At 65.7% G+C, this 25,961-nt stretch carries 26 protein-coding genes; 5 read left to right on the top strand and 21 right to left on the bottom strand.

The genetic code is table 11. The features are described 5' to 3' along the window. Positions 1-50: 50 nt before the first annotated feature. From lpxD to folK, 16 genes are all read right to left on the bottom strand, one after another. Positions 51-1,136, bottom strand: coding sequence for a UDP-3-O-(3-hydroxymyristoyl)glucosamine N-acyltransferase (gene lpxD / locus GWK63_RS03560; RefSeq protein WP_396415485.1), 1,086 nt, complete (start codon positions 1,134-1,136; stop codon positions 51-53). A 10-nt stretch (positions 1,137-1,146) separates the two neighbouring features. Further along, the gene (locus GWK63_RS03555; protein WP_007399170.1) at positions 1,147-2,004 is read right to left on the bottom strand and encodes an OmpH family outer membrane protein; all 858 of its coding nucleotides are present in this window, start codon (positions 2,002-2,004) and stop codon (positions 1,147-1,149) included. 7 nt (positions 2,005-2,011) lie between these two features. Next, a complete protein-coding gene (gene bamA, locus GWK63_RS03550) occupies positions 2,012-4,429 on the bottom strand; it encodes an outer membrane protein assembly factor BamA (RefSeq protein WP_007399169.1) in 2,418 nt (805 codons plus the stop codon). Positions 4,430-4,621: 192 nt separating this feature from the next. Then, positions 4,622-5,731, bottom strand: a complete 1,110-nt coding sequence (gene rseP, locus GWK63_RS03545; protein ID WP_007399168.1) for an RIP metalloprotease RseP — start codon at positions 5,729-5,731, stop codon at positions 4,622-4,624. Between the two features lie 48 nt (positions 5,732-5,779). Next, positions 5,780-6,937, bottom strand: a complete 1,158-nt coding sequence (dxr, locus tag GWK63_RS03540; protein WP_039999333.1) for a 1-deoxy-D-xylulose-5-phosphate reductoisomerase — start codon at positions 6,935-6,937, stop codon at positions 5,780-5,782. 44 nt (positions 6,938-6,981) lie between these two features. After that, positions 6,982-7,824 carry a phosphatidate cytidylyltransferase gene (locus tag GWK63_RS03535; RefSeq protein WP_083824476.1) on the bottom strand — a complete coding sequence of 281 codons (843 nt, stop codon included), beginning with the start codon at positions 7,822-7,824 and terminating at the stop codon, positions 6,982-6,984. Further along, on the bottom strand, positions 7,808-8,482 hold the full coding sequence (uppS, locus tag GWK63_RS03530) for a polyprenyl diphosphate synthase (RefSeq protein WP_237701102.1): 675 nt from the start codon (positions 8,480-8,482) through the stop codon (positions 7,808-7,810). Before uppS ends, GWK63_RS03535 begins: the two co-directional genes overlap by 17 nt. Before the next feature lie 129 nt (positions 8,483-8,611). After that, positions 8,612-9,178, bottom strand: a complete 567-nt coding sequence (gene frr / locus GWK63_RS03525; RefSeq protein ID WP_007399164.1) for a ribosome recycling factor — start codon at positions 9,176-9,178, stop codon at positions 8,612-8,614. 55 nt (positions 9,179-9,233) lie between these two features. Continuing rightward, positions 9,234-9,977: a UMP kinase gene (gene pyrH / locus GWK63_RS03520; RefSeq protein ID WP_007399163.1), complete on the bottom strand. Its 744-nt coding sequence runs from the start codon at positions 9,975-9,977 to the stop codon at positions 9,234-9,236. 116 nt (positions 9,978-10,093) lie between these two features. After that, positions 10,094-11,011: a GTPase Era gene (gene era / locus GWK63_RS03515; RefSeq protein WP_007399161.1), complete on the bottom strand. Its 918-nt coding sequence runs from the start codon at positions 11,009-11,011 to the stop codon at positions 10,094-10,096. Further along, positions 11,008-11,784, bottom strand: coding sequence for a ribonuclease III (gene rnc / locus GWK63_RS03510; protein WP_007399160.1), 777 nt, complete (start codon positions 11,782-11,784; stop codon positions 11,008-11,010). Before rnc ends, era begins: the two co-directional genes overlap by 4 nt. 2 nt (positions 11,785-11,786) lie before the next feature. After that, a complete protein-coding gene (gene lepB, locus GWK63_RS03505; protein WP_034929354.1) occupies positions 11,787-12,593 on the bottom strand; it encodes a signal peptidase I in 807 nt (268 codons plus the stop codon). Between the two features lie 127 nt (positions 12,594-12,720). Beyond that, complete coding sequence (gene acpS / locus GWK63_RS03500; RefSeq protein WP_112209893.1) at positions 12,721-13,134, bottom strand: holo-ACP synthase; 414 nt, start codon at positions 13,132-13,134, stop codon at positions 12,721-12,723. Positions 13,135-13,137: 3 nt separating this feature from the next. Then, positions 13,138-15,429 (bottom strand): RelA/SpoT family protein, encoded by a 2,292-nt coding sequence (locus GWK63_RS03495; protein WP_007399157.1) that lies wholly within the window; start codon positions 15,427-15,429, stop codon positions 13,138-13,140. Between the two features lie 60 nt (positions 15,430-15,489). Beyond that, complete coding sequence (rpoZ, locus tag GWK63_RS03490) at positions 15,490-15,885, bottom strand: DNA-directed RNA polymerase subunit omega (protein WP_007399156.1); 396 nt, start codon at positions 15,883-15,885, stop codon at positions 15,490-15,492. 82 nt (positions 15,886-15,967) lie between these two features. After that, positions 15,968-16,501 (bottom strand): 2-amino-4-hydroxy-6-hydroxymethyldihydropteridine diphosphokinase, encoded by a 534-nt coding sequence (folK, locus tag GWK63_RS03485; RefSeq protein WP_007399155.1) that lies wholly within the window; start codon positions 16,499-16,501, stop codon positions 15,968-15,970. Positions 16,502-16,697: 196 nt separating this feature from the next. Here folK and GWK63_RS03480 point away from each other — a divergent pair, with 196 nt between their 5' ends. Next, on the top strand, positions 16,698-17,306 hold the full coding sequence (locus GWK63_RS03480) for a LabA-like NYN domain-containing protein (RefSeq protein ID WP_007399154.1): 609 nt from the start codon (positions 16,698-16,700) through the stop codon (positions 17,304-17,306). 72 nt (positions 17,307-17,378) lie between these two features. On the opposite strand, the gene GWK63_RS03475 is transcribed toward GWK63_RS03480, so the two are convergent. Continuing rightward, positions 17,379-18,875, bottom strand: coding sequence for a malate:quinone oxidoreductase (locus GWK63_RS03475; RefSeq protein WP_007399153.1), 1,497 nt, complete (start codon positions 18,873-18,875; stop codon positions 17,379-17,381). On the opposite strand from GWK63_RS03475, the gene GWK63_RS17040 reads away from it, so the two are divergent. Beyond that, entirely contained in the window at positions 18,874-19,317 is a 444-nt protein-coding gene (locus tag GWK63_RS17040; RefSeq protein ID WP_157998291.1) for a hypothetical protein, read from the top strand. The two genes, GWK63_RS03475 and GWK63_RS17040, sit on opposite strands and share 2 nt — an antisense overlap. Here the strand turns inward: GWK63_RS17040 and GWK63_RS03465 are convergent. Continuing rightward, a complete protein-coding gene (locus GWK63_RS03465; RefSeq protein WP_007399152.1) occupies positions 19,240-20,193 on the bottom strand; it encodes a bifunctional enoyl-CoA hydratase/phosphate acetyltransferase in 954 nt (317 codons plus the stop codon). The genes GWK63_RS17040 and GWK63_RS03465 overlap by 78 nt on opposite strands. A 185-nt stretch (positions 20,194-20,378) precedes the next feature. Here GWK63_RS03465 and GWK63_RS03460 point away from each other — a divergent pair, with 185 nt between their 5' ends. Then, positions 20,379-21,254, top strand: coding sequence for an NAD(P)-dependent oxidoreductase (locus tag GWK63_RS03460; protein ID WP_007399150.1), 876 nt, complete (start codon positions 20,379-20,381; stop codon positions 21,252-21,254). On the opposite strand, the gene GWK63_RS03455 is transcribed toward GWK63_RS03460, so the two are convergent. Then, positions 21,251-22,123, bottom strand: a complete 873-nt coding sequence (locus GWK63_RS03455) for a squalene/phytoene synthase family protein (protein ID WP_007399149.1) — start codon at positions 22,121-22,123, stop codon at positions 21,251-21,253. The two genes, GWK63_RS03460 and GWK63_RS03455, sit on opposite strands and share 4 nt — an antisense overlap. Before the next feature lie 108 nt (positions 22,124-22,231). Between GWK63_RS03455 and GWK63_RS03450 the strand changes: the two genes are divergently transcribed. Beyond that, positions 22,232-22,840 (top strand): superoxide dismutase, encoded by a 609-nt coding sequence (locus tag GWK63_RS03450; protein ID WP_034929349.1) that lies wholly within the window; start codon positions 22,232-22,234, stop codon positions 22,838-22,840. A gap of 82 nt (positions 22,841-22,922) precedes the next feature. Here GWK63_RS03450 and GWK63_RS03445 read toward each other — a convergent pair whose 3' ends face one another. Continuing rightward, complete coding sequence (locus GWK63_RS03445) at positions 22,923-24,350, bottom strand: sugar porter family MFS transporter (RefSeq protein WP_110581044.1); 1,428 nt, start codon at positions 24,348-24,350, stop codon at positions 22,923-22,925. 88 nt (positions 24,351-24,438) lie between these two features. After that, positions 24,439-24,828, bottom strand: a complete 390-nt coding sequence (gene yajC, locus GWK63_RS03440; protein ID WP_007399146.1) for a preprotein translocase subunit YajC — start codon at positions 24,826-24,828, stop codon at positions 24,439-24,441. Between the two features lie 174 nt (positions 24,829-25,002). On the opposite strand from yajC, the gene GWK63_RS03435 reads away from it, so the two are divergent. Further along, on the top strand, positions 25,003-25,875 hold the full coding sequence (locus GWK63_RS03435) for an ATP-binding protein (protein WP_007399144.1): 873 nt from the start codon (positions 25,003-25,005) through the stop codon (positions 25,873-25,875). Positions 25,876-25,961 lie beyond the last annotated feature (86 nt).

Genomic DNA, 25,961 nt, shown 5'->3' with positions numbered 1-25,961 from the left:
GTCGGGACAGGCCGGTTCCTACCGGTTGAATATCTGATGGAAACAGGCAATCAGGCCCTGTCGGCCTTTTCCCCGGCTCCATCCTGCGTCGTTTTCTTGGCCATCCGGCGCAGGAAGGCCACATTGCGGAAAAACTCCCGGAACGGCATGGCCGGACTGCCAATGACATCCGCCCCGGCCTCCACATCGGACATGACACCGCACTGCGCCCCGATCCGCGCCTTGGTACCGATCTTGATATGCCCGATCAGCCCGGCCTGGGCCGCGACCGTTACAAAATCACCCAGTTCGGTCGAACCGGAGATGCCCGCCTGGGACACGACGATACAGCAGCGCCCCAGCCGCGCATTATGGCCAATCTGCACCAGATTGTCGAGGCGTGAGCCCGCGCCGATCACCGTATCGCGCATCGACCCGCGATCAACGGTGGAGTTGGCGCCGATTTCCACCCCGTCCTCCAGCACGACCAGGCCAAGCTGCGGCACGCTTTCAAAGCCTTCGGGCGTTACGGCAAAGCCAAACCCGTCCTGCCCGATCCGCGCGCCGGGCAGGAGTGTCACCCGCTCCCCCAGCAGCGCATGCGATATGGCGACATGGGCGCCAATGCGGCACCGTGCCCCGATCCGCACGCCCGGGCCGATACTGACATGCGTGCCGATATCCACGCCCGCCCCCACCTGCACCCCGTCCCCCAGCACGGCAAAGGCACCGATAGCGGCGGTGGGATCGATCACGCACCCGGTCCCGATCACGGCAGTCGGGTGGATGCCCGGATTGACCGGCGGCGGCGGGTAGAACAGGGACGCAATGCGCGCCCAGGCCTGGTACGGCGTTCTGGATACCAGGGCCGCGGCGTGGAGAGGCACCTTGTCGGCAAAGGCAGGGGCGACAATGACCGCCCCGGCCCCCGTTCCCGCCAGCAGGGGCAGGTAGCGCCTGTTGTCAAGAAAGCTTACCTGCCCGAGCGTGGCGGACTGCAGCGGCGCGATGCCGGTAAAGCTGCCGGGGGCCGCCGAACCGTTCACTGCGGCCCGCAGTTCCGCACCGCCATGGCGTGCCAGTTCCTCCAGCCCGAATGGCCCATGCCTTGTAAAAAAACGTGGATCGCCTGGTATGTTATCCGGCGTCACTGTCATGAAGCGGACCTTAATGCTTGGCGGGAGCGACGGAAGCCGGTGCGGCGGCAGGCCTGTCGGCATCGGCCGTGGTCGGCATGGTGCCGGACTTGGCCAGCACTTCCGGGTCCACATTCGCGGCGGGAATGAACACGGTGGGCAGCACCGCGTTCAGCTGGGTCGCCACCTGCTGGGTGATGTCGAGGCTTTCCTGGCTCAGGGCCACCTGTTCACGGTGCAGCACCAGGTTCATGCCCCGGCTGGCGGCAAGCTGGCGGATGATCTGGACAAGCTCACGCTCAATCTGCCCAAGCGAGACCTGTGCCGCTTCCTGGATGATGCGGTTGCGGTTGCGGAAGTCCTTCTGCGCCGCGATCACACGTTCCTGCAGCTTGCGCTCGCTGGTCTGGATCTGGTCGGACGACATGGTCTTGGCCTGGCCCTGCAGCTTCTGCTGCTCGTCGCGCCATCCGGCCTGTTCCTTCTGCGCCTCACGCGCCAGATCGTCACGGCGCGCGCCCAGCACACGCTCGGCCTGCTGCGCCGCGCTGGACAGCCGCATCACTTCCGGCACGCTGATCACGCCGATGACCGGCGCGGGCGGCGGCGCGCTCTTGGGCACATCCGGGGCCTTGGGCACCGGCGGCACGGGCAGGATGGGCGGATTCTGGGGCTGGGCGTCCTCGCTGTCGGCAGGGGCGGCAGGCAGGGCGACGGGGGCCGGCGCGGCTTCGTGCTGGGGCGCATGGGCGGCGGGCTGGGCGGCCTTGGGCACGAACCAGCCGGCATTCCCGCCACTCCCCTGGGCATGGGCGCCCTGTACGATCACAGTTCCCCACCCGATCAGAGCGGTTGCGGCAAGCAGACGGATGCCGGATTTACGCAACATTATCACCTCAGAATTGTTGGCCGAAGCCGAAGCGGAGCAACTGGGTCCGGTCGTTCGTGCCCTTGTGCAGCGGAACGCCCAGATCGATGTTCACGAGACCGAACGGACTTTTCCATGCAATACCCACGCCGGTCGAGACCACCGGCGTCAGCGTATCGTCATAGACAGGGGTATATTTGGGCCAGTCCTTCATGGATGTATAGCGGCGGCGCACGCGCAGCCCGTCCAGCCCGCCCATATCCACGAAGTAGCGGCCCTTAATCCCCATGGCCGATGCAAACGGAATGGGGAAGTCCACCTGCGCGGACGCGGTGTACATGAACCGCCCGCCCAGGAAGTCCTGCTGTGAGTGCATGACGTTACCGTCACGCGCGGGAATGGCGTAGCTTCGTGGGCCGACACCACCATCCATGAAGCCGCGCAGCGAGTTGCCGCCCAGATAGAAGTTGTCGATGATGTCGCTGCGGCCACCGCCCCAGTTCATGATGTCACCCGCACCCGCACGGAAGCTGACGGTCCAGTCATGGTTGCCCATGATGCTGTCCAGCGGGATGTAGTACGCGGCATCCACCTTGCCACGCAGGTAGCGCTCATTGCCACCGATACCGGCAAAGTCACCGCCCACGCGTACCACGAAACCTTTATGCGGCTGCTGCCTGCGGTCGCGTGTATCGTATGTCAGTGTGGTGCTGAGCTGCGACAGCAGGGACCAGCCATTCTGGTCATGGATGTAATAGGACGAATCCGACCACGTATCCCCGATGTCACGATCGGTCAGCGTATAGCTCCACGATTGCGACAGGTGGTTGTTATAGGAATACCCCATGCGCAGCGTCATGCCGATACGCGCTTCGGAATAGCTCTGGTAGGTCATGTAGCGGTTCTGGATACCGAACAGGTCGATGCCCGCCACAAGGTTGCGGTTGAGGAAATACGGATCGGTAAGCGAAATGTCCGCCTGGTCCTCGTAATACGCGGCCGTTCCGGTAAAGCCCGCGTCAATACCCGTGCCCAGCAGGTTATGCTGCTTGAGGCCAAGGTTGCCCAGCACGCCGGCATCGGTCGAGTAACCGCCACCCAGCGAGAACTCACCCGTCGGCTTTTCCACCACATCGGCCGAAATATTGACCTTGTCCGGCGCCGAACCGGGGGTCTGGTCGATCGAGACGGTCTTGAAGAACCCGAGATCCTCCAGGATCATCTTGGAATACTTGCGGTCCAGCGGGGTGTACGGATCACCTTCGGCCATCGGCAGCTGGCGGCGGATCACCTTGTCCTCGGTAATGGTGTTGCCGTTGATGTCGATGCGCTCGACATACATCCGCGGCCCCTCGCTGATGTCAAACAGCAGGTTGACGGTATGCTTCTCGGGGTTGCGGGCAATTTCGGGATGGACCATGGCGAAGGGATAGCCCTTGCCCTGCAGCATCTCCTGCATGTCCGTGGCATTGTGCTGGATGGCCGAGCCATCGTACCACTGATTGTGGAACAGGGAGATGTATTTGCGCATGGACTCCGCGCTGACATGGCGCAGCGACGAACGCACATCCATCTTGTTCAGGCGGTAGCGCGGGCCTTCATCCACCGTATAGGTGATGTAGAAGCTCTTTCGGTCGGGCGAGAGTTCACCCGTCGCGTTCTTGACCTGAAAATCGACAAAGCCGTTCTTCAGGTAGAAACGATGCAGCAGTTCCGCATCGTATTTCATGCGTTCGGGGTTGTACTGGTCACTGGAAGCGAAGAAGCGGTACCACGCCGTCTCCTTCGAAGAGACGACACCGGCCAGCGCCGCCGTGCTGAACGCACGGTTGCCGACGAAGCTTACCTTCTTGATCAGGGTTTTCTGCGCTTCGTTGATGTGGAAGATCACATCGACACGGTTATGCGCAAGGCGGATGATCTGCGGCGTCACGGTTGCGGCGTAGCGCGCCTTTTCCGCGTACACGCCCAGGATCTTCTGCCTGTCAGCCGAGATTCCCTGCGGGGAGTAGACCGCACGCGGACGCAGCGAAATGACCTTCGTCAGGTCCTCGTCCTTGGCGGAATGATTGCCTTCAAACACGATGCGGTTGACGATCGGGCTTTCGACCACATGCACTTCCAGCACGTTGCCCACGCGCTTGAGCGTCACATCATGGAACAGGCCGGTGGCGTAAAGGGTCTTGAGCGAACGATCAAGCAGGTCCTGGTTGAACCGGTCACCCGGCTGGACAACCATGTAGGACAGGATGGTGCTGGTCTCGATCCGGCTGTTGCCCTTGATGTCAACCGCCTCGATCGGGTCTTCAAGCGGGGGCGCCTTGATCGCTTCGACCGCGGGTTCCTGCTGGTCCACACCGGACACCGGCGCCATGTCCCCACCGAATGGCGTGTTCTGTGCCGCTTCATCCTGCGCATATGCCCCGGCCGTCCAGAACAGCGGCATAAGGCAGGCAGACGCAAGCAGCGCTGAACGTTTACTCGACAAAATCGCTATTCCTCACCACTCGGCATGCGGATCAGCCATGCATTGAGACCGGATGGAGGGCCGGCTCCCTTCCTGTCATGTATCAGCTTTCGTGGCGGACCTATCCGATATACGCCACCGTGTGCAAGCACTTGTATCACTCCGTGCATCTTACCCCTGTCCGGCACGCGAAGCGAGCCACTGAAACAGGCCAAAATGTGACAGATCGTTAAAGGTTGAAAACAGGAACAGCCCCGCAATAAGCGCGAAGCCGGCCTGGAAGCTGATCTCCTGCACCCGACGGGAAACGGGCCGGCCCAGAATAGCCTCAAAAATATAAAATACCAGCCGACCCCCATCAAGAATCGGCACCGGAAACAGGTTGATCAGGCCAAGGTTGATCGACAGCAGCGCCATGAACGAGACCAGGCTGGGCAGCCCGTACTGCGCCACCTGCCCCGACATCTGGGCAATGCGCAGCGGGCCGCCAAGATCCCTGGTGCTGTGCTGGCCGGTAATCATCTGCCACAGCCCCTGCAGCGTCTGGACCGAGACGTTCCAGGTTTCCCTTACCGCCGCGACGAACGCGGCGGGCAGCGATCTGGGACTGCCCATTTCCATGGCGAAGGAGACACCGATCTGCCCGTGCGGCATGCCCCCCTTCTCCGCCACGCTGCCGATATGCACGGGCAGCGTCGTATCCGCATCCCCCCGGTGCACCGTAAGCGTGGTCTGTGCGCCCGCCTGCCCGCTGACAAAGGACTGCAGGTCGGCCACGTCGCGCACGACATGGTCGCCCACGCGCAGGATCACGTCACCCTTTTCCACCCCGGCGGCTGCGGCGGCGCTGCCGGGCACGACCTGTGCCACCTGATTGAGGATATGCGGCTGCCCCACGGTGGCGAACAGCCCGGTGAACAGGACGATGGCAAGCAGGAAATTGAAAACCGGCCCCGCCATGATCACGATCGCCCGCGACAGGACCGGCTTGTCATGGAAGGTACGACCGGGCTGCCAGGCGGCCTTCTGCTCCTCGGTCGCGTCTTCCGGCCCCTCGAATCCGTGCGGGCGCACATAGCCGCCCAGCGGCACCGGGCACAGCCGCCATTCCGTGCCCACGCTGTCATGCCAGCGCAGGAGCGGACGACCGAACCCGATCGAGAACACCTCCACATGCACCCCGCGCCAGCGCGCGGCAAGGTAGTGACCCAGTTCGTGGATGAAAACCAGCACCCCGAGCACAAGGGAGAAGGCCAGAACGGTCCGTATCAGATCATGCATGAACGCTACGCTATCTCCCGATGGCCCGAAACGCCATCCAGAATCATGTCAGGCCGCGCGAGCCACGGTGCGAAGACGCGCGACACGGCGGGATTCCGCATCCCAGTGCAGCACGTCCTCCAGCGTGTCGGCCCGCTGCGCACCGATGGAGTGCATCACATCCTCCACGATCCGTGCAATATCCAGAAACCCGATTTCGCGCTTCAGGAACGCCTCGACCGCGATTTCATTGGCACCGGACAGGATGGCGGGCATGGCGCCACCCGCGCGCAGGGATTCGCGCGCAAGGCGCAGCGCGGGAAAGCGGACCTCGTCCGGGGCTTCGAAATCAAGCCGCGCCAGCGCCGCCAGGTCCAAGCGGGGCGAATTGGTGGCCATGCGCCTGGGCCAGGCCAGCGTATGGGCGATGGGAATGCGCATGTCGGCCGAGCCAAGCTGGGCCACGACCGAACCGTCGGTATACTGCACCATGCTGTGCACGATCGATTGCGGGTGCACGACCACGTCCAGCCTGTCTTCCGTCACGTTGAACAGGCGGGCGGCCTCGATCAGTTCCAGCCCCTTGTTGAACATGGTGGCGGAATCGATGGTGATCTTGGCCCCCATGCTCCATGTCGGGTGCTTCAGGGCTGCTTCGAGCGGGGCCTTCTCCATTTCCTCCAGGGTGGCACGACGGAACGGGCCGCCCGAGGCTGTCAGGATGATCTTCTCGACCTGGTCCACCTGCTTGTCCGCCATGGACTGGAACACGGCATTATGCTCGGAATCGACCGGAAGCAGTGTTGCGCCCGCCTCTTCCACGGCCCGCAGCATCACATCGCCCGCGCAGACCAGCGCTTCCTTGTTGGCCAGCGCCACATGGGTGCCATTGCGCACGGCGGCCAGTGTCGGCTCCAGCCCGGTGGCCCCGGTAATGGCCGCCATGGTCCAGTCCACCGGCAGGCTTGCGGCCTCGATCACGGCGGCACGGCCACCGGCGGTCTCCACGCCACTGCCCGCAAGCAGGCTTTCCAGTTCCGGCAGCAGGCTTTCATCGGCAATGACGGCGCGCCGCGCACCCAGCGCGCGGGCCTGTTCCGCCAGCCTTGCAACATTACGGCCACCGACCAGCGCGCCGGTACGGAACTGATCGGGCGCCTGCAGCAGCAGGTCCACCGTGGAACAGCCAATGCTGCCCGTGCTGCCCAGAACGGAAACTGTTTTCATTCTTGTGTCATTCCCCAAAACTGTTCATGGCCGGGACCATGGCTTCAGTGCAGGCCCACATACCAGAAAGCGGCGCCACCCGCTGCCCCCAAAGAAAGCAGTGCCGCCACGGGGGCCGCCACCAGCAGGCCATCAAAACGGTCCAGCAGGCCACCATGGCCGGGCAGGATGGTGCCGGAATCCTTGACCCCCCGCGCCCGCTTGAGTGCACTTTCCGCCAGATCCCCCACCTGCGCCGCAATGGCCACAAGGCCGCCGAACACGGCGCCACGCCACAGGGCACCGGGTTGGGCACCGGGCATCAGGGCCGCGACCGGCATGCCCGCCACCACGGCGCAGCACAGCCCGCCGATGGAGCCGGACCATGTCTTGGCCGGGGAGATGCGCGGCGCAAGCTTGGGGCCGCCGAACAGCCGGCCCGCCATATAGGCCCCGGTATCACTCAGCGCCACACAGGCAACAAGGAACAGCACGACCCCCGCACCCGGCTCGCTCATGTAGCGCAGCCACAGCAGCGACAGCCCGGCACAACCAATGGCCACCTGCCCCGCCCACAGCGCAGGCCCCAGTACAAGCCCGGCCGCCATGACCAGCAGCGCGCCGCCCCAATGCCCGGCCACGGCCGCAATACCCATGGCCGCCGCCCATGCCAGACACAGCTGGCCACGCCGCACATCCAGCCCGAAGCCGAACATGCGCGCCCATTCCGCCGCCATGCCCGCCATGGCCAGCACGATCATCGCGCCATAGACCAGCCCCCCCAGCCACACGCAGAGTGCGGCAAGCGGCACCAGCACGGCGGCGGACAGCACGCGCGCACGCAGGTCCTTCCAGTTGCCCGATGGCGGCGGGGGCGGGGCAGGCGTTCTGTCAGGCTGGTCGGGCACCGAATCGCCTTTCACGCCGTGAATAGATGTTCAGCACGGTATCGAAATGCGTCTCGTCAAAATCCGGCCAAGGAGTATCCAGGAAAACCAGCTCGGCATAGGCCGACTGCCACAGCAGGAAATTGGACAGGCGGCATTCCCCGCTGGTCCGCACCACAAGGTCCGGGTCGGGCATGCCCGCCGTCAGCAGCGCGCCCGCGAATGTGGCCTCATCGATATCGGTCGCGGCACGCTCGCCCCGCCCCACCGCCTGCGCCAGGCGGATGGCGGCCTGCACGATATCGGCCCGCCCGCCATAGGAGAGCGCAAGCACCAGCACCAGCCGGGTATTGGCCGCCGTGACCGTTTCCGCCCGGCGGGCTTCTTCCTGTATATCTACGGGGAAGCGGGCCAGGTCACCGATGAAGCGCAGGCACACCCCCTCACGCGACAGTTCGGCCACCTTGTGGCGCAGGTAGTAGCGCAGCAGTCCGGTCAGGTCAGCGACCTCACCCGGTGCCCGCCGCCAGTTTTCAGATGAAAAGGCATAAAGCGTGACCCATCCCACCCCACGGCTTATGGCCGCGCGCACGGTGCGCTGCACCGCATCCGCCCCGGCACGGTGCCCCGCCAGCAGGGGCAGGCCCCGCGTGCTGGCCCACCGTCCGTTCCCATCCATGATGATGGCGACGTGCCCGGGCAGGCTGGCATGGCCTGTGGCACGATGATCTGATCCCGACAAGAGCTGGCTGCCCCCCTCAGTCACGCATACGATGGAGCAGAATGGATATGAGGCTCACGGATCAAATCAGACCTGCTTGATCTCACGCTCTTTCTCGACCAGCAGTTCGTCCACGCGCCTGACGTACTGGTCGGTCAGCTTCTGGATGGCATCGGACCATGTCTTGACATCATCCTCGCTGATGTCACCCGCCTTTTCCAGTTTCCGGGTCTGGTCCATGCCGTCACGGCGCACGCCGCGCACTGCAATCCTGCCATTCTCGGCATATTTCCCGGCAGCACGGGCCAGTTCGTTGCGGCGCTCTTCGGTCAGCTGCGGAATGGGCACGCGCACGGTCTGGCCATCGGCCGCCGGGTTCAGTCCCAGCCCCGCGTCACGGATCGCGCGTTCGACCGCGCCCACCAGCGTGCGGTCCCATACCTGCACCGTCAACATACGGGCTTCGGGCACGGCAATGGAGCCGACCTGCGTCAGCGGCACTTCACCGCCATAGGCTTCCACCCGCACCGGCTCCAGCAGGGCGGGGCTGGCACGGCCCGAACGCAGGCCCGCGAAGTCACGGCGCAGGCTTTCAATCGCGCCGTCCATACGGCGGGTCAGATCCGCCAGCAAACTTTTCTGATCGACAGACACTGTGGCCCTCCTTCTAATTCTTCATACACGCGACATGCCCGAAAGCAGCCCGGATTCAGTCCGCCGCCACGATGGTGGTGAACCGCCCCTGCCCCTGCATGACGCGGGAGAAGGCATTCGGCTCATGGATGTTGAATACCACGATCGGGAGCCGGTTCTCACGCGCCAGGCTTATGGCCGCGGCATCCATGACATTAAGGTCATTGGCCAGCACATCGCGGTAGGTCAGCGTGTCAAAACGCTGCGCATCGGGCACCTTGCGCGGGTCGGCGGAATACACGCCATCAACCTGCGTGCCCTTGAACAGGGCATTGCACTCCATTTCGGCCGCGCGCAGGGCGGCCCCCGTATCGGTGGTAAAGAACGGGTTGCCGGTACCGGCGGCAAAGATCACCACCCGTCCCTTTTCCATGTGCCGCACGGCGCGGCGGCGGATATAGGGCTCGGCGATGGAGGACATGTGGATGGCGGTCATCACGCGCGTGGGAATGCTGTGCCGCTCCAGCGCGTTCTGCATGAGCAGGGCGTTGATGACGGTGGCCAGCATGCCGGCGTAATCACCCTGCGCACGGTCCATGCCCCGCGCCGCCGCCGCCACCCCGCGGAAGATGTTGCCGCCACCGATCACAAGGCAGACTTCGATGCCGGTGCGGGCGACAGCGGCCACATCGGCGGCGATGCCATCAACGGTTGCCGGATCGATACCATACGATCCGCTGCCCATCAGGGCCTCCCCCGATACCTTGAGCAGGACGCGCTTGTAGGATGACGGGGCTTGGGGTTTGACGGACTGGGTCATTGATCCTCGGCGCAGGTCAGGCAAACAGGACTGGGGACGGGCAGGCCGCCCGACCATGCCCTGTCATATAGAGGGATGCCCCCCCCCACAAGCCGATCCCGCCCTCTTTTGAGGATTCAGGACGCATCATCCAGGCCGATGGCACGCAGGCGGGCACGCTCCTCATCCCATCCCGCCCGCTCCTTCACGTTCAGGAAAAGATGGCATGTCCGCCCCAGCAGGCGGCCCAGTTCATGGCGCGCCTTTTCGCCAATGGCGCGAATCCGGCTGCCGCGCTCGCCAATCAGGATGGCCTTGTGCGAGGCGCGCGCGACATAGACCGTCACCTCGATCCGGACGGACCCGTCGGGACGTTCCTGGAAGGCCTCGGTTTCCACCGTGGCGGCGTAGGGCACTTCCTCATGCGTCTGCAGGAAGATCTGCTCGCGCACCAGTTCGGCCGCCAGCAGGCGGTCGGGCAGGTCGGTCAGGTCGTCCTCGGGGTAGAGATACGGCCCCGCGGGCAGGGCCGCCGCCAGGCGGTCAAGCAGGTCATCCACCCCCTCGCCCGAGCGCGCGCTGACCATGAACACATGTTCGACCGGCAGGATGGCCGACAGTTCCGCCGTAAGCGGCAGCAGCGTGTCGCGCTTCACGAGGTCGGTCTTGTTGAGCACAAGCCACAGCCTGCGCTTCTGCTCGGCCAGACGGGCGGCAATGGCGCGCAGCGCATCGGTCATGCCCGCGCGTGCATCGACGATGAGCAGCGTGATGTCCGCATCATCCGAACCCGTCCAGGCGGCGGCGACCATGGCGCGGTCCAGCCTGCGCCTGGGCTGGAAGATGCCCGGCGTGTCCACCAGCAGGATCTGCGCGCCGTGGCGCATGAGGATGCCCAGCACCCTGAAGCGCGTCGTCTGCGCCTTGGGGCTGACAATGGACAGCTTGGTACCCGCCATGCGGTTGAGCAGCGTGGACTTGCCCGCATTGGGCGCGCCGACGATGGCTACGAACCCGCAGCGTGTGGTTGTGGTGTCGTGGTCCTGCCCGGTCATTGTCCATGCCCCCTGCGGTCGGTGGAAGATGCGGCCTGCCCGTCCGTGCCCAGCTGGCGCAGCAGGTCGGCCGCGGCATCGCTTTCGGCCGCGCGCTTGCTGCCCGCCACTCCCTGCCCGGTTTTTCCCTGCGCGTCCACCGCAATGACAAAACGCGGCGCATGGGATGGCCCTTCGGCCGAAACCACGCGGTAGCGCGGCAGCGGCAGGCCGCGCCCCAGCACCCATTCCTGCAGGGCGGTCTTGGGGTCCTTGGGCGGGCGGGCCTGGGCCACGATGGCGTCCTGCCACATCCGCCGCACGAAGGCGCGCGCAGGGTCCAGACCGCCATCAAGGTAGATGGCGCCCAGTATGGCCTCCACCGCATCGGCCAGCACGTTGGCCATCTGCCGCACCCCGGCGCGGGCCTCGTGCTCGGCCACGTCCAGCGCGGACTGCAGCGCCATGGCATGCGCCACCTCCGCCAGTACGGTGCGCGAGACGAGATGGGCGTGGCGGGGACCAAGCGCGCCCTCCTGCTCGGTGGGGAAACGCTCAAGCAGCCATTCGGCCATGACCAGGCCCAGCACCCGGTCACCGATGAACTCCAGCCGTTCGTTGGACCCGGCCCCCCGGGTCGCCACATTCTGGCGCGTGCGGCGGTTGCCACTGCGCTCATGGGCGGCGGAACGATGGGTCAGCGCGCGCAGAAGCAGTTCGGGCCGGGTGAAGTGATAGCCCAGACAGGCTTCCAGTCGCCTGATCTCGGCCGCGGGAACGCGGTCTTCCGCCACGGTCAGCGCACCCCCATGAACAGCCGGCCCCAGCGGATCTCCGCCGGCCAGTACCAGACCTGCCAGAAGGGATGCGCCGCATCGACGGACATGAAGATCCACTTGGCCTGCCCGATCAGGTTCTCCATCGGCACGAAGCCCAGATCCTGCGGTTCATCGCCCATGAAGCGGCTGTCGGCACTGTCGTCGCGGTTGTCGCCCATGGCGAAGAAATAGCCCGGCGGCACGACATATTCCGGCGTGTCGTTCTTGCCGCCCTCATCGGTCAGTTTCAGGATATCATGCGCCACCGGCCCGTGGCCGCCACTGCCGGGCAGGATCTCGCGGTAGCGGTCGCCCTCCATGCGGGTACGGTGTTCGTCTATGGCGGTGTATTCGCCTTCCGGCTCGCGGGGGATTTCCTGGTTGTTGATGTACAGCCTGCCCTCGCGCATCTGGATCGTATCCCCCGGCAGGCCCACGATGCGCTTGATGTAGTCGATCGACGTATCCTTGGTGAAGCGGAACACCGCGACATCACCCCGATGGGGCGTGCTGTCCCATATCCGGCCGGTGAACAGGTTGGGCGAACCGGGCAGGGAAAAATGCGAATAGCCGTAGCTGTATTTGGCAACCCACACATAATCCCCCACCTGCAGCGTCGGGATCATGGAGCCGGAGGGGATGTTGAAGGGCTCGAACAGCACCGTGCGCACACTGACCGCCAGCACACCCGCAATGACGACCGTGCGGACCAGGTCCAGTATCCCGCCCTCGCGGCGCGGCGCATCGGAATGGGAGGAAGCGGAAACCGTCTTGTTATCGTCCATGGGCATAACTGTTCTTTTATCCGGATCTGGCATCGACCGGACAGGCATTGCCGGACGAATAACGGGGAGGGATCAAGCCCACGCGGGCCCCACCTGTCAAGCACCGGCCCGTGGGCCGGGACGCGGTTCAGGCGGTGGCCACCCTGTGCGCCGTAATCATGACCTGGGCGAAGGCGTAGGGGTGTTCATCGGTCATGGTCAGGAAAATCCGGGCTTCATACCCGGCGGGAAGCAGTTCCTGCAGCCGCGCCAGCGCGCCACCCGCCAGCCGCATGACCGGCTGGCCACCAGGCAGGTTTTCCACCCCCATGTCCCGGTGGAACACGCCGTGGGCAAAGCCGGTACCCAGCGCCTTGGCGCAGGCTTCCTTCGCCGCCCAGCGCTTGGCATAGGTACCCAGCCGGGCGTTGCCCTGCCGCCGCTGCGCCGCCGCGCGCTCACGCGCGGTAAAGACGCGCTGCTCAAAGCGTGCGCCGTGGCGGGCCAGAACCGTCTCGATGCGCCGGGCATCGCACAGATCGGACCCGATGCCGACCAGCATGGCCTACCCCCTTGCCCGTTCGACCTGCACCACGCCGGGCGCCGCGCGCAGCGCCACCATGATGGCGGTCAGGTGCCGCAGGTCACGCACCTCGATATCGGCAAGGATCTCCATGAATTCAAGCTGGCGGTTGACGATGCGCAGGTTGACCATCACCCCTTCGTGCTTGGCGGCGATATTGGTCAGCGTGGCCAGCATGGCGGGTTCGTTGGCGGTCACCACGCTCAGCCGCCCGGTATGGGTGCCGGTGGCGTTGCGGGCAATCAGGTCGTAATCCCAGTCAAGGTCCATGAACCGCTCGGGGGTGGCGGCAAAGGTCTCCAGCGTCTGGCAGCCCAGCGTGTGGACCGTGATGCCCTTGCCGGTGGAGACGATGCCCACGATCCGGTCCCCCGGCAGCGGGTGGCAGCACCCGGCAAAATGCACCGCCATGCCAGCACCCACACCAGCCAGCGCCATGCCCGCCGCGGGTTTGCGCCGCCCGGCCGCCGCACTGGCCGCCCCGCCGCCGCCCGGCGCGCGCATGGACAGTCCCGGCACCATGCGTGGCGCACGCGGCGCACGGCGCAGTTCGGGATAGGCAAGCTGCACGACCTCACGCGCGGACTGGTTCCCGTTGCCTACCGCTACGTACAGGTCGGCCACCGATTGCAGTCGCAGGTCCTTCAGCAGGCTTTCCAGCACCTTTTCCGACCCGTCCACCCCTTCCTGCCGGAAGGCCTTGGCCAGTGCCACGCGCCCGCTTTCCAGATGCGCCTCACGCTGCTGCAACGCCACATGCCGACGGATGCGCGCGCGCGCCTTGCCGGTCACGACAAACCGCTCCCACGATGGGGAGGGCGTGCCGCCGCGCGCGGTCATGATCTCGACCTGATCGCCATTCTGCAGTTCATGGCGCAGCGGCATGAGCCGGCCATTGATGCGCGCGCCCACGCAGGTATCGCCCACCTGGCTATGCACGGCGTAGGCAAAATCCACCGGTGTCGCCCCGCGCGGCAGGGAAATCAGCTGCCCCTTGGGCGTGAAACAGAAAACCTGGTCCTGATAGAGTTCGAGCTTGGTATTTTCCAGGAACTCGTCCGGTGCGGCCGAGTCCTCAAGGATGTCAAGCAGGTCCTGCACCCAGCGCAGGCCGGACACAACACCCTTTGCTTCCCTGCCCCCCGCCGCATCGGGCAACTGCTTGTACAGCCAGTGCGAAGCCACGCCGTTTTCGGCCACGTCATGCATTTCCGGCGTGCGGATCTGCACCTCGATCTTCTGGTTGCGCGGGTGGCGCAGGGTCACACCCGTATGCAGGCTCTGGTAGCCGTTGGCCTTGGGGGTGGAGATATAGTCCTTGAACCGCCCGGCAATGACCGGATAGGCGGCATGCACCGCGCCCAGCGCCACATAGCAGGCCTCCCGCGAGGGCACGAGGATACGGAACGCCATGATGTCGGACAACTGCTCGAAGGCGACGTTGCGCCGCTGCATCTTCTCCCAGATGGAATAGGGCGTCTTCTCCCGCCCCGTCACCTCCACGCCCTCCAGCCCCGCCTGCGCGCACAGGGCCTGAAGCTCCCGGCGGATCTCCTCGATCACGTCCGCCCCCTGCCCGCGCAGGTAGTTCAGGCGGGCGCGGATGGTGGCCATCGCCTCGGGCTCAAGGGCCGCGAACGACAGGTTCTGGAGTTCCACCTTCACCTTGTCCATGCCGATACGGCCGGCAAGGGGGGCGTAGATCTCCATCGTTTCACGCGCGATGCGCTGGCGGCGGTCCAGCCGCTGCACGTAATGCAGCGTGCGCATGTTGTGCAGCCGGTCCGCCAGCTTGACCAGCAGCACGCGGATGTCGCGTGACATGGCCAGCACCAGCTTGCGGAAGTTTTCCGCCTGCTTGGTCCGGTCGGACTGCAGTTCCAGCCGGGTCAGCTTGGTGACGCCATCCACCAGTTCGGCCACGGTGTCGCCAAACTGCTCACGCAGTTCCTTCTGCGTAACCCCCGTATCCTCGATCGTGTCATGCAGCAGCGCGGTGATGATCGAGGCGGTATCGAGATGGAATCCCGCCAGTATGTTGGCGACCGCCAGCGGATGGGTGATGTAGGGATCGCCGTTGTCGCGTGCCTGCCCGGCATGGGCGGCCTGGGCCACGGCAAAGGCCCGGCGGATCAGGTCCGCATCGGCCGTGGGGTCATAGGCGTGAATGCGACGGATCAGTCCCTCGCACGATATCACGCGCTCCCCTCCCCCCGCCATGGCGGGAAGGCTGGCCGCATCCGCGGCCACGCCGCCCGTGACGGGCACGGGCATGGAGGAAGATGGCGTTTCCGATCTGACCGGGTCAGTCACCTTCCACCCCTTCGTCAGATATTACCGGCCCCGTCCGCTCAGGGCGGCCTCGACCGAGGCTTCCAGTTCCTCGGCGGACATGCCGCCGCCGGCATGACGCGCCTCTTCCTCGGCCGAGACATCCTGCAGGCCGAAGATGTTGTGTTCGGTCGGGATCAGGTCGGCCACTTCCTCATCCGCGGGTTCGGGTTCGGGCGCGCGCGCCAGCGAACGGATAAGGTCGCTGCGGATCTGCTCCAGCCCCACGGTCTGGTCGGCAATCTCGCGCAGGGCGACGACGGGGTTCTTGTCGTTATCGCGGTCGATCGTCATTTCCTCGCCACGCGACAGGGCGCGTGCGCGCTGGGCCGCCAGCAGCACCAGTTCAAAACGATTGGGAACCCGCTCAACGCAGTCCTCGACAGTGACGCGTGCCATCAGGCCTGAACTCCGGTTGTTAATTGGTTGTGTTGATCAGAATTTACCTTATTACCCGCTGCCCTGTCCCGGCGCAAGCATTTCAGTCGGCATCGGCCATGGGGGCAATCTCCTGCCCCGCAACGCCGGGCAGGAAGGCATCAAGCCCCTGCCCGCTTACGGGGTCACGCCATTCGGGCATGACATCGCGCAGCGGCAGCAGCACGAACGCCCGCGCGGTGGCGCGCGGGTGCGGCAGGACGGGGTCGGGTGCCGCGCGCACCAGATCACCCATGGTGATGATGTCCAGATCAAGCGGGCGGGCGGCGTTGCGGACGGTGCGCCTGCGGCCGGCTTCGGCCTCGATCGCGTGCAGCCGTGCCAGCAGCCAGGCCGGGTCCACCCGGCCGGACAGCCGCACGACTCCGTTCACGTAAGGGGGCTGCCCCGAAGGGGGCACCGGCGCGCTTTCATACCATCGTGAGACCGCGGCCACGCGCAGGCCGGGCAGGCGCGCAAGCTGGCGCACCGCCCACCGGCAGGTCATGGCCGCAGTTTCACCACTTTCGCGTGGCAGGTTGGCGCCTACGGCAATTGTTATATCGTCTGCCGGGGCAGCATATTGCGGCATTGTCATGTGAAAACTGTATTCCGGCGGCTTCGTGTCGGTTAGTAATCCCTGCCCATGGGGAACTTCCTGTCGGGCCAGGGTTTCTGCATATCAAGGATCATTGCTGCAAGACGACTTTACACCTCGATACAAAATACATGCCAAGCCTGAATTTAACCCGGTCATGACATATTCACTTTCTTGTTTCAGGGACAGATCATAAATGTTTTTTCAACCTCAGGAGCGGCTTTGTCTTTTTATAGACGGCACCAGCCTGTACTCCGCATCCCGCAATCTTGGTTTTGAGGTCGATTATCGCAAGCTGCTGCAGTTCTTTCGCGCCAAGTCAAATGTCCTGCGTGCCTATTACTATTCCGCCGTACTGGATACCGAGGAATATTCACCCCTCAAACCCCTTACGGACTGGCTTGTCTATAATGGCTACACGCTTGTCACCAAGAACGCGCGCGAATTCATAGACCATAATGGCCGCCGCCGCGTGCGGGGCAACATGGACGTGGAACTGACGGTGGACATGATGGAAATGGCGCCGCATATCGACCATGCTGTGCTGTTCAGCGGGGATTCGGATTTTCGCCGCCTGCTGGAATCCGTCCAGCGCCAGGGCGTGCGCACCACCGTTGTCGGTTCGATCAAGACCACGCCGCCGCTGATCGGTGATGAACTGCGCCGGCAGGCCGACCAGTTCATTGAACTGGCCGATATTTCGGCCAACTTCATGCGCCGCCATATCGAAAGCCGCGCACCGCGCAACACCGCCCCCCCCGTGCGCCACCCGGCCGACCAGATGAGCGAGCACGACGAGGACTGAACCGGGAAACGCCCTGTCCCGGACACAGGCCCCGCCCCGCCCCATGCGGGGCGGGGTTTTTTAATACGGGGTTCAGCCGTCCAGCTGCAGGGCGGTTCGGGTGCGCGCGCGCACCTGCGCGCACAGGGCCGCATCCTGCCCCAGCTTGACACCGTAGGAGGGGATCATCTCCCGCAGACGGGCCTCCCACTGCGGCAGGCGGGCGCCAAAGCAGCGCTGCAGGACCGTCAGCATGATCGGCGCCGCCGTGGACGCACCGGGGGATGCCCCCAGCAGGCCCGCAATCGACCCACCGGCCCCTGTCACCACCTCGGTGCCGAACTGCAGCACGCCGCCGCGCACGGGGTCCTTCTTGATCACCTGCACGCGCTGGCCTGCGGTAATCAGTTCCCAGTCCTCCTTGCGCGCGGTGGGCACGAAGTCACGCAGGGCCCTAAGCCGGTCCTCGCTGGACTGGAGCACCTGCTGGATCAGGTATTTGGTCAGCGGCATGTTATCGCGGCCCACGGCCATCATGGCGCCGATATTGTCCATGCGGATGGAACGCGGCAGGTCCAGCCACGACCCCTGCTTGAGGAACTTGGTGGAGAACCCGGCATAAGGCCCGAACAGCAGCCCACGCTGGCCATCGATCACGCGCGTGTCCAGATGCGGCACCGACATCGGCGGCGCCCCCACCGATGCCTTGCCATACACCTTGGCCTGGTGCCGGGCCACGATCTCGGGGTTGGTGCAGCGCAGGAACTGCCCGCTTACGGGGAAGCCGCCAATGCCGCGCGCCTCCGGTATGCCGCTTTTCTGCAGCAGGTGCAGCGCGCCACCGCCCGCGCCCACGAACACGAATTTGGCGCGCACCCGGCGTTCCGCCCCGCCATGCATGGCCCGGACCGATATATCCCATTCGTTATTGCCCGCGGGCTTGAGGTCTTCCACCTCCTGCCCCAGGTTCAGCTCGAACCCCGGCCTGCCACGCAGCAGGTCAACCAGGCGGTGGGTCAGCGCACCGAAATTCACGTCCGTCCCCGCCGGGTGCCAGGTGGCGGCAAGCTTCTGGCCGGGCGCGCGGTCTTCCATGACCAGCGGCATCCACTGGCGCAGCTGTGCCCCGTCAGAGGAAAGCGACATACCCTCAAACAGCGGATGCTGCTGCAGGGCCGCATAGCGCCGCTTCAGGAAATCCACGTTTTCGGCACCCCATACAAAGCTCATATGCGGGACGGGGGTCAGGAAATCACGCGGGCTGGGGATCTGCCCCGTCTCCACCAGATAGGACCAGAACTGGCGTGAAACCTGAAAGGCCTCGTTCACGTTCACGGCCTTGGAGATGTCAACGGTTCCGTCGGGGCGCAGCGGGGTGTAGTTCAGTTCGCACAGGGCGGAATGGCCCGTGCCCGCGTTGTTCCAGCCATTGGAACTTTCCAGCGCCACGTCATCCAGCCGCCCGAACAGCGCGATGGACAGGCCCGGCTCAAGCTGGCGCAGCATGGCGCCCAGCGTGGCACTCATAATTCCGCCACCAATCAGGACCACATCGTAGGTGGAGGCGGCGGAAGGGGAAGTCGAGGTCATGGCATTCTCCGGATCGGCATCGGAAACCCGCTGCGTGGCTGGTCATCGGCTTGACCGGGCAGCCACCCGGCGGCGCGGGGAACCCGGCCTGATTGCACGTTCATGGTCTGGTACCGGCCTGACCGGCACCCCGGCCCCCATGGCGCGCGCCACATGGCCGGTACACTCTGTCAGCCCTTTCCTTGCCACCATGTGGGGCAGGCCACGGCATCATCTCTGCGCGAGGAACACAGCCCTCCGCCCCACCGCATGGCTGGAACCGCGCTGCAAGAGCGCACCGGCCGCCCCAAAAGCGGCGACGGCCCGCATGGACAACATCCCGCGAGCGGGCGCGGCCCCTGCTTACACCCATCATGGCCCGCCGTCATCCGCGCGGGGCCACGGGGGCAACCGGATTCCCCCCGTAACCCTGCCCGATCATGGCCGCCGCCACCATGCATGACAGCACGCGCACCGGCACCGGGTCGGCCCGGCTGGTCAGGATGACCGGGACGCGCATGCCCATGACAATGCCCGCCGCGCGCGCCTGCCCGATGAAGGTCATCTGCTTGGCCAGGATATTGCCCGCCTCCAGATCCGGTACCACCAGTATGTCCGCCAGTCCCGCGACGGGAGAGGTAACACCCTTGCACCGCGCGGCTTCGGGACTGATCGCGTTGTCCAGCGCCAGCGGCCCGTCCACCACGCCGCCGGTAATCTGGCCACGTTCGGCCATCTTGCACATGACCGCCGCATCCAGCGTGGAGGGCAGGTCGGGGTTGACCACCTCCACGGCAGAAAGCAGCGCCACCCGTGGCCGCCCGATGCCCAGCATGTGCGCAAGGTCGATGCTGTTCTGCACGATGTCGCACCGCGTACCCAGGTCCGGGGCGATGTTGACCGCCCCGTCACTGACCAGCAGCACGCGCGGGGCCTGCGGCGCATCCAGCACATAGACATGGCTCATCCGCCGCGCCGTGCGCAGCCCGCCCTCGTGATGGCCCAATTCATGAAGGAAGATGCGCGAATGCAGCGATCCCTTCATCAGCGCCGCGATCCGGCCTTCATGCGCCATGGCCACGCCCGTGCGGGCCGCCTCCTGCGGGGTGGGCACGTCCACCATCTGGCAGCCCTCAAGCGAAATGCTGGCGGAAGCCGCAAGCTGGCGGATCTCGGCCACCGGCCCGATCAGGAAGGGCACGGCCAGCCCCTGCCGGACAATCCCGGCCACCGCGTGCAGGGCGGGCAGGCTGCAGGGATAGACCACGCCCAGCGTGATGGGCGGCCTGTTGGCAAGGCCGTGTGCAAGATCATCAAAAAAACGCAGGCTGCGCATCATGTCTCCTTCCCGTTACGGACAGGCTGTCGCCACCTGATGCCACACCACCCCGCCTTCCGCCGCCATCATCTTTATGCGAGCCATCCCGCCAGGGTGACAGCGCGGCCTGTCGTCATGCATGCTGGCGCCCACATCATGCACATGGCCCGGATGGCCATGACTGAAACCTGGCAGGAGAAACACGCATGTCTACCGCACCCCTGATCGGATTTGTCGGCTTCGGGGCCATGGCGTCCCGCATGGGGGCCAACCTGACCAAGGCGGGCTACCGGATTGCCGCCTATACCCCATCGGGCAAGGGGGGGGATGGCAGCACGCGCTTCCTGCCCACCGCCCGCGCGCTGGCGGCGGAAGCCGATATCGTGCTGGTATCCGTGCCCGATGACGAGGCGCTGGCCGGGACGCTGCATGGCCCGGAGGGCGTACTGGCGGGGCTGAAGGCGGGGGGCGTGCTGATCAACACCAGCACCATCGCCCCCGAAACCGCCGAGGCACTGGATGCGGAAGGCACGGCACGCGGCCTGTATGTGATCGACGCCCCCGTGGCGGGCAGCACGCCGGAGGCGGAAGCGGGCAACCTGATCGTGCTGGCGGGCGGGACGGCCGAGGCCATTGCCCGTGTGCAGAAGGTTTTTGACACCATTGGCCGCCTGACCATCCATGCAGGCCCGGCAGGGTGCGGCACGAAGCTCAAGCTGGTGATCAACGGCATCATGGGATCGACACTGGCGGTGGTGGCGGAAGGTGTTGCCTACGGTCTGGCCACCGGGCTGGAGCGGGGCATGCTGTTCGATGCGCTGGACGAGGTGCCGGTCATCTCGCCCCACCACAAGCGCAAGCTCAAGGCGGCGAAGGCGGGGGATTTCAGCCCGCAGTTCCCTGCCCGGCTCATGCAGAAGGACATGCGCCTGCTGCTGACCAGCGCGGCGCGCCAGACGGCCCCCCTGCCCGCCATGGCCGCCGCGACCCAGAGCCTGTCGCTCACCCGCCGCCGCCACCCGGACGAGGATTATTCCGCCCTGTTCGCGGTCATGGAAAGCCTGGTGGCCAACACCCCCTAAATCCGCCCGCGCAGCCGTGCCATGATCACGGCCAGCCGGTCCCCCATGCCACGCGGCAGGGCGTGGGGGGCCGCCGGGCCTTCACGCATGTCACGCAGCCCCAGCACCGCGGGCAGGCTTGCGGCCAGCGCGGGGCGCGGCAGGCGGCCACCTGCCCGCGCCCGGTCCAGCCAGTCCCGGCCCTGCTGGCGCAGCATGGCACGCAGGGCCGCGATCTGGGTGGGCGTGGGCCGCCCCGTCCGCAGCCCGTCGCGCGTAAGCCCGGCCATGGCCAGCGCGTCATCGGGCAACGGGCAGCGCCCGGCCGCCAGCACGGCGGGCAGGTAGCGCACCAGTGCGCCCACACCGTACACCCCGCCCAGCAGGCGCACGCGCGCCAGCACGCCCGCATCCGCAATGCCCGCCGCCTGCGCCATGGCCACCTGCATGCCGCCCGCGCCATCCAGCATGGAAGCCTGCCATGCAGCGCTGTCCGGCAGGCCCTCAAGTTCACATTCCCGTGCCTCGATCATCGCCACCAGTGTCCCGCGCCGCACCGCGCCGCGCGCCAGCAGGTCAAGCACGCTGGCCGCCAGTTCAACCCGCCGGGCGTTGCCACCTTCCAGAACATCCCGCCACCATTGCAGCCGGATCAGCCCCGCCATCGGCCCCGCCACCGACCACGATGCAGGCAGCGCCAGCGCGCGCGTGCACTCATGATTGAAGGCAATCAGCACCATGGCGGCATGACGCGCGGCGGCCGGCAGGAACAGCGCGCAGAAGAAGCGGTCCGGGTCCGCCTTGCGGGCGGCGTGCATGAGCGAGAGGGCCGTGCCGCCTGATTGGCATGCATCCATCCGGTCCATCATGGCGTTTGCACCGGGTGGCATGGGATGGCGGTGTTCATGTGTCCGTCACTTGACGCACCCGCTCCGCCCCCATAGCAATCTTGGTATGGCGGCTGCCGGCCGCCCCTTGCAATTCCCAGGAGAATGTTCATGGCTTTTGAATTGCCGTCCCTTCCCTTCGCCTACAATGCCCTTGCCAACCGTGGCATGTGCCAGGAAACGCTGGAGCTGCATCATGACAAGCACCATCAGGCCTATGTGACGGCCCTGAACGGGTTTGTCGAATCCAAGCCGGAACTGCAGGGCAAGTCGCTTGAGGAAATCATCCTCATGGTCAAGGGCAAGCCTGACCTGGCCCCCGTGTTCAACAATGCGGGACAGCACTGGAACCATATCCTGTTCTGGCAGAACCTGGCACCGTCGGGCGGGGCGATCCCCGACTCGCTGAACAGGAAGCTGATCGAGGATTTCGGCAGCATCGAGAAGTTCAAGGCCGACTTCAAGGCCGCCGCCGCATCGCAGTTCGGCTCCGGCTGGGCATGGCTGGTGCTGGGTTCCGATGGCAAGCTGAAGGTGACCAAGACCGCCAACGGCTCCAACCCGCTGGCCGAAGGCCAGGGCAAGGTGCTGCTGGGTCTCGATGTGTGGGAGCATTCCTACTACCTCGATTTCCGCAACCGTCGCCCCGACTACATCGTCAACTACCTGGACAAGCTGGCCAACTACGAGTTCGCCGAAGCGCAGCTCCAGTCCGCCTGATCCGGCCCGTTACCGGCCAGACCACGAAAAACCCGGCCATGCGCCGGGTTTTTTGCATCCTTCCGCCCGGTGCGCCCCCCGGTCAGGAATGTCCCTGCCCCCCCAGCGTGCGCAGCGGCGTGCCGCGCATGAGTTCCGCCTCGATCTGTTCCAGCGTCATGCCCCGGGTTTCGGGCACGCGCAGCACCACCATGAGCAGGAACAGCGCATTCAGCCCCGCATAGATCCACAGCACCCTGTCCGCCCCCAGCAGTTCCAGCCCCGTCAGGAACGTGGCGCTGACCAGCATGTTGGCAATCCAGTTGGCGCAGGTGGAGCATGCCATGCCGAATTCCCGCCCGCGCAGGGGCAGGATCTCGGCACAGAGCAGCCACGCCAGCGGCCCGGCCGAAAACGCGAACGCGGCAACGAACAGCAGCATGAACCCACCCATGAGCAGCCGCATGCCCGGCATGACCGGAATGCCGCCCGCCACCATCAGGGCCTGCCCCCCCATGGCCAGCGCCATGACGGCGAACCCGGCAACCAGCATGGGCCTGCGCCCCACGCGGTCGACACAGGTCGTGGCCACACAGGTGGAAAGCAGGTTGATCACCCCCACCCCCACCGGCCCCCAGACCTGCGCGTAATGCCCGTATCCCGCAAGCCCGATCAGGTGCGGCGCGTAATACAGCACCGCGTTGATGCCCGAGAACTGCTGCGCCACCTGCAGCCCCACCGCCAGCCACATGGCGCGGCGGCAGTTGGGGTCGCGCATGAAGCTGCCAATGCCGTCACGCCGCGCCGAGAGCCGGGCCATGATGGCATTGCGTTCGGCCATGACCATGCGCGGCAGGCCGCGCAGCTCGATCAGCACGCGCCGCGCATCACGCTCGCGCCCCTGCGCCAGCAGCCAGCGCGGGCTGGGGGGCAGGAACAGCACCCCCATCATGAACACCAGCCCCGGAAAGCCGACAATGCCCAGCATCCACCGCCACACCCCGAAATAGGAGAACAGCCCGTCGGATACGAAAGCCGCCAGCAGCCCGCATGAAATCATGAGCTGGTAGCCCAGGATCATGGCGCCACGCCGGCCCGAATCAGCAATTTCGGCAATATAGAGGGGGGTTGTGAACGTGGTTGCCCCCGTTGCCAGCCCCAGCAGCAGGCGGGCGAACAGCAGCATGTGGAACGATGTCGCTTCGGCACACAGCAGCGGGCCGATCACGAACAGCCCGGCGGTCAGCACCAGCGTGCGCTTGCGCCCCCATGCATGCGACATCCACGCCGCGCACAGCACGCCAAGGGCCGCCCCCAGCAGCATGATGGCCACCAGGGATTCGCGCTGGAAGTCCGACAGGATGAACTCCTGCGCGATCAGGTCCAGTGCGCCGGACATGACGCCGGTATCCAGACCGAACAGGATGCCCGACAGCGCGGCCAGCCCCCCGATCAGCCCGGCACGCCCCCGTATGACTGGCCTGTGCCGGATGCTCTGGTCGGTCTGGGCGCCACCGGGCTGCGTGTGCATTCACCATCACTCCTGCTTTCCACCCAGAACGGCACAGCACCGGGGAAGTTCGCCCCGCGCGTGCCATGGAGGGAACAAAAGAGCAGGGTCAGGCGTTCTTGTCGGTCGTTTTGGCGGCACTGTCATTGGCGGGGGTGGCGGCACTGGTGATGACCGAGCTTATGGTATCGCGCAGCACGGCCACGCGCACGCCCTGCGCGATCTCGACTTCCACCTCGTTGGACTCCGCCTGCACCTTCTGCACCACGCCAATGATTCCGCCTGCCGTCAGCACCCGGTCCCCCCGGCGCAGGGCCGCAAGCTGGCTGCGCAGCTGCTTCTGCTTGACCTGCTGGGGGCGGATGAGCAGGAAGTAGAAAATGGCGAACATCGCCACGTAAGGCAGCACGGCCATGATGCCATCCCCGCTGAGCAGGCCGCCGCCCGCAGCCTGCGCATGGGCGGGGGTGGTCAGTAAATCATTGAAAATCGAAGGCATTGCTATCTTTCCGGCAAATGGTGGGATTGAACGGGTTGCGGGTTTGCCATGCGGACCATAGTTTTCGCCTGTTTCCCGTCAAGGCGTTCGCCTGCCATTGCTGGCCAACGCGCTCCGGAGCCCCCGGTGGCAGCGGCCACCGCCATGCCATGCTAAAAGAAAGCAGGACCGACGATGGACAGCACGACCCTTCCCGTTCTCGAACGCATTGCCGCGGCCCTTGAGCGGCTTTCCCCACCCGCCCCGTCGCTTGCCGGGCTGGACGCGGCGGATGCCTTCATCTGGCATCCCGGCCTTGGCCGCCTGACCGCCGTGCCGCATGTGGCCCATGTGGACATGGGGCTGCTGCAGGGCATCGACCGCCAGCGCAGGCTGCTGCTGGACAACACGCTGCATTTCGCAAGTGGCCTGCCCGCCAACAACGCCATGCTGTGGGGCGCGCGCGGCATGGGCAAGTCATCGCTGGTCAAGGCCGCCCACGCGCAGGCCAACCTGGTGGATGGCCAGCCCGCCGCACCGGGAAAGGGGCGGCTGGTGCTGGTCGAGATCCAGCGTGAGGACCTGTCCACCCTGCCCGACCTGCTGGCCCTGCTGCGCGCAAGCCCGCGCCGGTTCATCGTGTTCTGCGACGACCTGTCGTTCGAGCGCGAGGATGCGGACTACAAGGCGCTGAAATCCGTACTGGATGGCGGTATCGCCGGCCGGCCGGCCAATGTGCTGTTCTATGCCACATCCAACCGCCGCCACCTGATGCCGCGCGAAATGATCGAGAACGAAAGCTCCACCGCCATCAACACCGCCGAGGCAACGGAGGAAAAGGTCTCGCTCTCCGACCGTTTCGGTCTGTGGATCGGCTTTCACAACTGCGCGCAGGACACCTTCCTGGCCATGGTCCGGGCCTATGCGAAGGAACGCCACCTGCCGATCACGGATGCCGATCTGGTGCGGCAGGCCAATGCGTGGTCGCTGGGGCGCGGCGGCCGGTCGGGCCGGGTGGCGTTCCAGTTCATCGAGGACCTGAGCGCCGAACTTTCCGCCAAAGGATGATCCATAACAAGGATGGCACCGGGCGGGTACTGCCATAAATGCCACGATGCGCGCCCCTGTGCACGGCATGATGGGACGGCCGGAAT

The sequence above is a fragment of the Komagataeibacter rhaeticus genome, from assembly GCF_011611525.1.
GTDB lineage: Bacteria > Pseudomonadota > Alphaproteobacteria > Acetobacterales > Acetobacteraceae > Komagataeibacter > Komagataeibacter rhaeticus.
The sequence above is the reverse complement of the archived record's forward strand: the minus strand, read 5'-3'. Positions and strand labels throughout refer to the sequence as shown.

Excerpts from the sequence above, each read along its gene's own strand:
- lpxD (WP_396415485.1), bottom strand. The coding sequence starts at position 1,136 with ATGACAGTGACGCCGGATAACATACCAGGCGATCCACGTTTTTTTACA.
- GWK63_RS03555 (WP_007399170.1), bottom strand. The coding sequence starts at position 2,004 with ATGTTGCGTAAATCCGGCATCCGTCTGCTTGCCGCAACCGCTCTGATC.
- bamA (WP_007399169.1), bottom strand. The coding sequence starts at position 4,429 with ATGCCGCTGTTCTGGACGGCCGGGGCATATGCGCAGGATGAAGCGGCA.
- rseP (WP_007399168.1), bottom strand. The coding sequence starts at position 5,731 with ATGCATGATCTGATACGGACCGTTCTGGCCTTCTCCCTTGTGCTCGGG.
- dxr (WP_039999333.1), bottom strand. The coding sequence starts at position 6,937 with ATGAAAACAGTTTCCGTTCTGGGCAGCACGGGCAGCATTGGCTGTTCC.
- uppS (WP_237701102.1), bottom strand. The coding sequence starts at position 8,482 with ATGGATGGGAACGGACGGTGGGCCAGCACGCGGGGCCTGCCCCTGCTG.
- pyrH (WP_007399163.1), bottom strand. The coding sequence starts at position 9,977 with ATGACCCAGTCCGTCAAACCCCAAGCCCCGTCATCCTACAAGCGCGTC.
- era (WP_007399161.1), bottom strand. The coding sequence starts at position 11,011 with ATGACCGGGCAGGACCACGACACCACAACCACACGCTGCGGGTTCGTA.
- lepB (WP_034929354.1), bottom strand. The coding sequence starts at position 12,593 with ATGGACGATAACAAGACGGTTTCCGCTTCCTCCCATTCCGATGCGCCG.
- acpS (WP_112209893.1), bottom strand. The coding sequence starts at position 13,134 with ATGCTGGTCGGCATCGGGTCCGATCTGTGCGATGCCCGGCGCATCGAG.
- GWK63_RS03495 (WP_007399157.1), bottom strand. The coding sequence starts at position 15,429 with ATGCCCGTGCCCGTCACGGGCGGCGTGGCCGCGGATGCGGCCAGCCTT.
- rpoZ (WP_007399156.1), bottom strand. The coding sequence starts at position 15,885 with ATGGCACGCGTCACTGTCGAGGACTGCGTTGAGCGGGTTCCCAATCGT.
- folK (WP_007399155.1), bottom strand. The coding sequence starts at position 16,501 with ATGACAATGCCGCAATATGCTGCCCCGGCAGACGATATAACAATTGCC.
- GWK63_RS03480 (WP_007399154.1), top strand. The coding sequence starts at position 16,698 with ATGTTTTTTCAACCTCAGGAGCGGCTTTGTCTTTTTATAGACGGCACC.
- GWK63_RS17040 (WP_157998291.1), top strand. The coding sequence starts at position 18,874 with ATGGCATTCTCCGGATCGGCATCGGAAACCCGCTGCGTGGCTGGTCAT.
- GWK63_RS03475 (WP_007399153.1), bottom strand. The coding sequence starts at position 18,875 with ATGACCTCGACTTCCCCTTCCGCCGCCTCCACCTACGATGTGGTCCTG.
- GWK63_RS03465 (WP_007399152.1), bottom strand. The coding sequence starts at position 20,193 with ATGATGCGCAGCCTGCGTTTTTTTGATGATCTTGCACACGGCCTTGCC.
- GWK63_RS03460 (WP_007399150.1), top strand. The coding sequence starts at position 20,379 with ATGTCTACCGCACCCCTGATCGGATTTGTCGGCTTCGGGGCCATGGCG.
- GWK63_RS03455 (WP_007399149.1), bottom strand. The coding sequence starts at position 22,123 with ATGCCACCCGGTGCAAACGCCATGATGGACCGGATGGATGCATGCCAA.
- GWK63_RS03450 (WP_034929349.1), top strand. The coding sequence starts at position 22,232 with ATGGCTTTTGAATTGCCGTCCCTTCCCTTCGCCTACAATGCCCTTGCC.
- GWK63_RS03445 (WP_110581044.1), bottom strand. The coding sequence starts at position 24,350 with ATGCACACGCAGCCCGGTGGCGCCCAGACCGACCAGAGCATCCGGCAC.
- yajC (WP_007399146.1), bottom strand. The coding sequence starts at position 24,828 with ATGCCTTCGATTTTCAATGATTTACTGACCACCCCCGCCCATGCGCAG.
- GWK63_RS03435 (WP_007399144.1), top strand. The coding sequence starts at position 25,003 with ATGGACAGCACGACCCTTCCCGTTCTCGAACGCATTGCCGCGGCCCTT.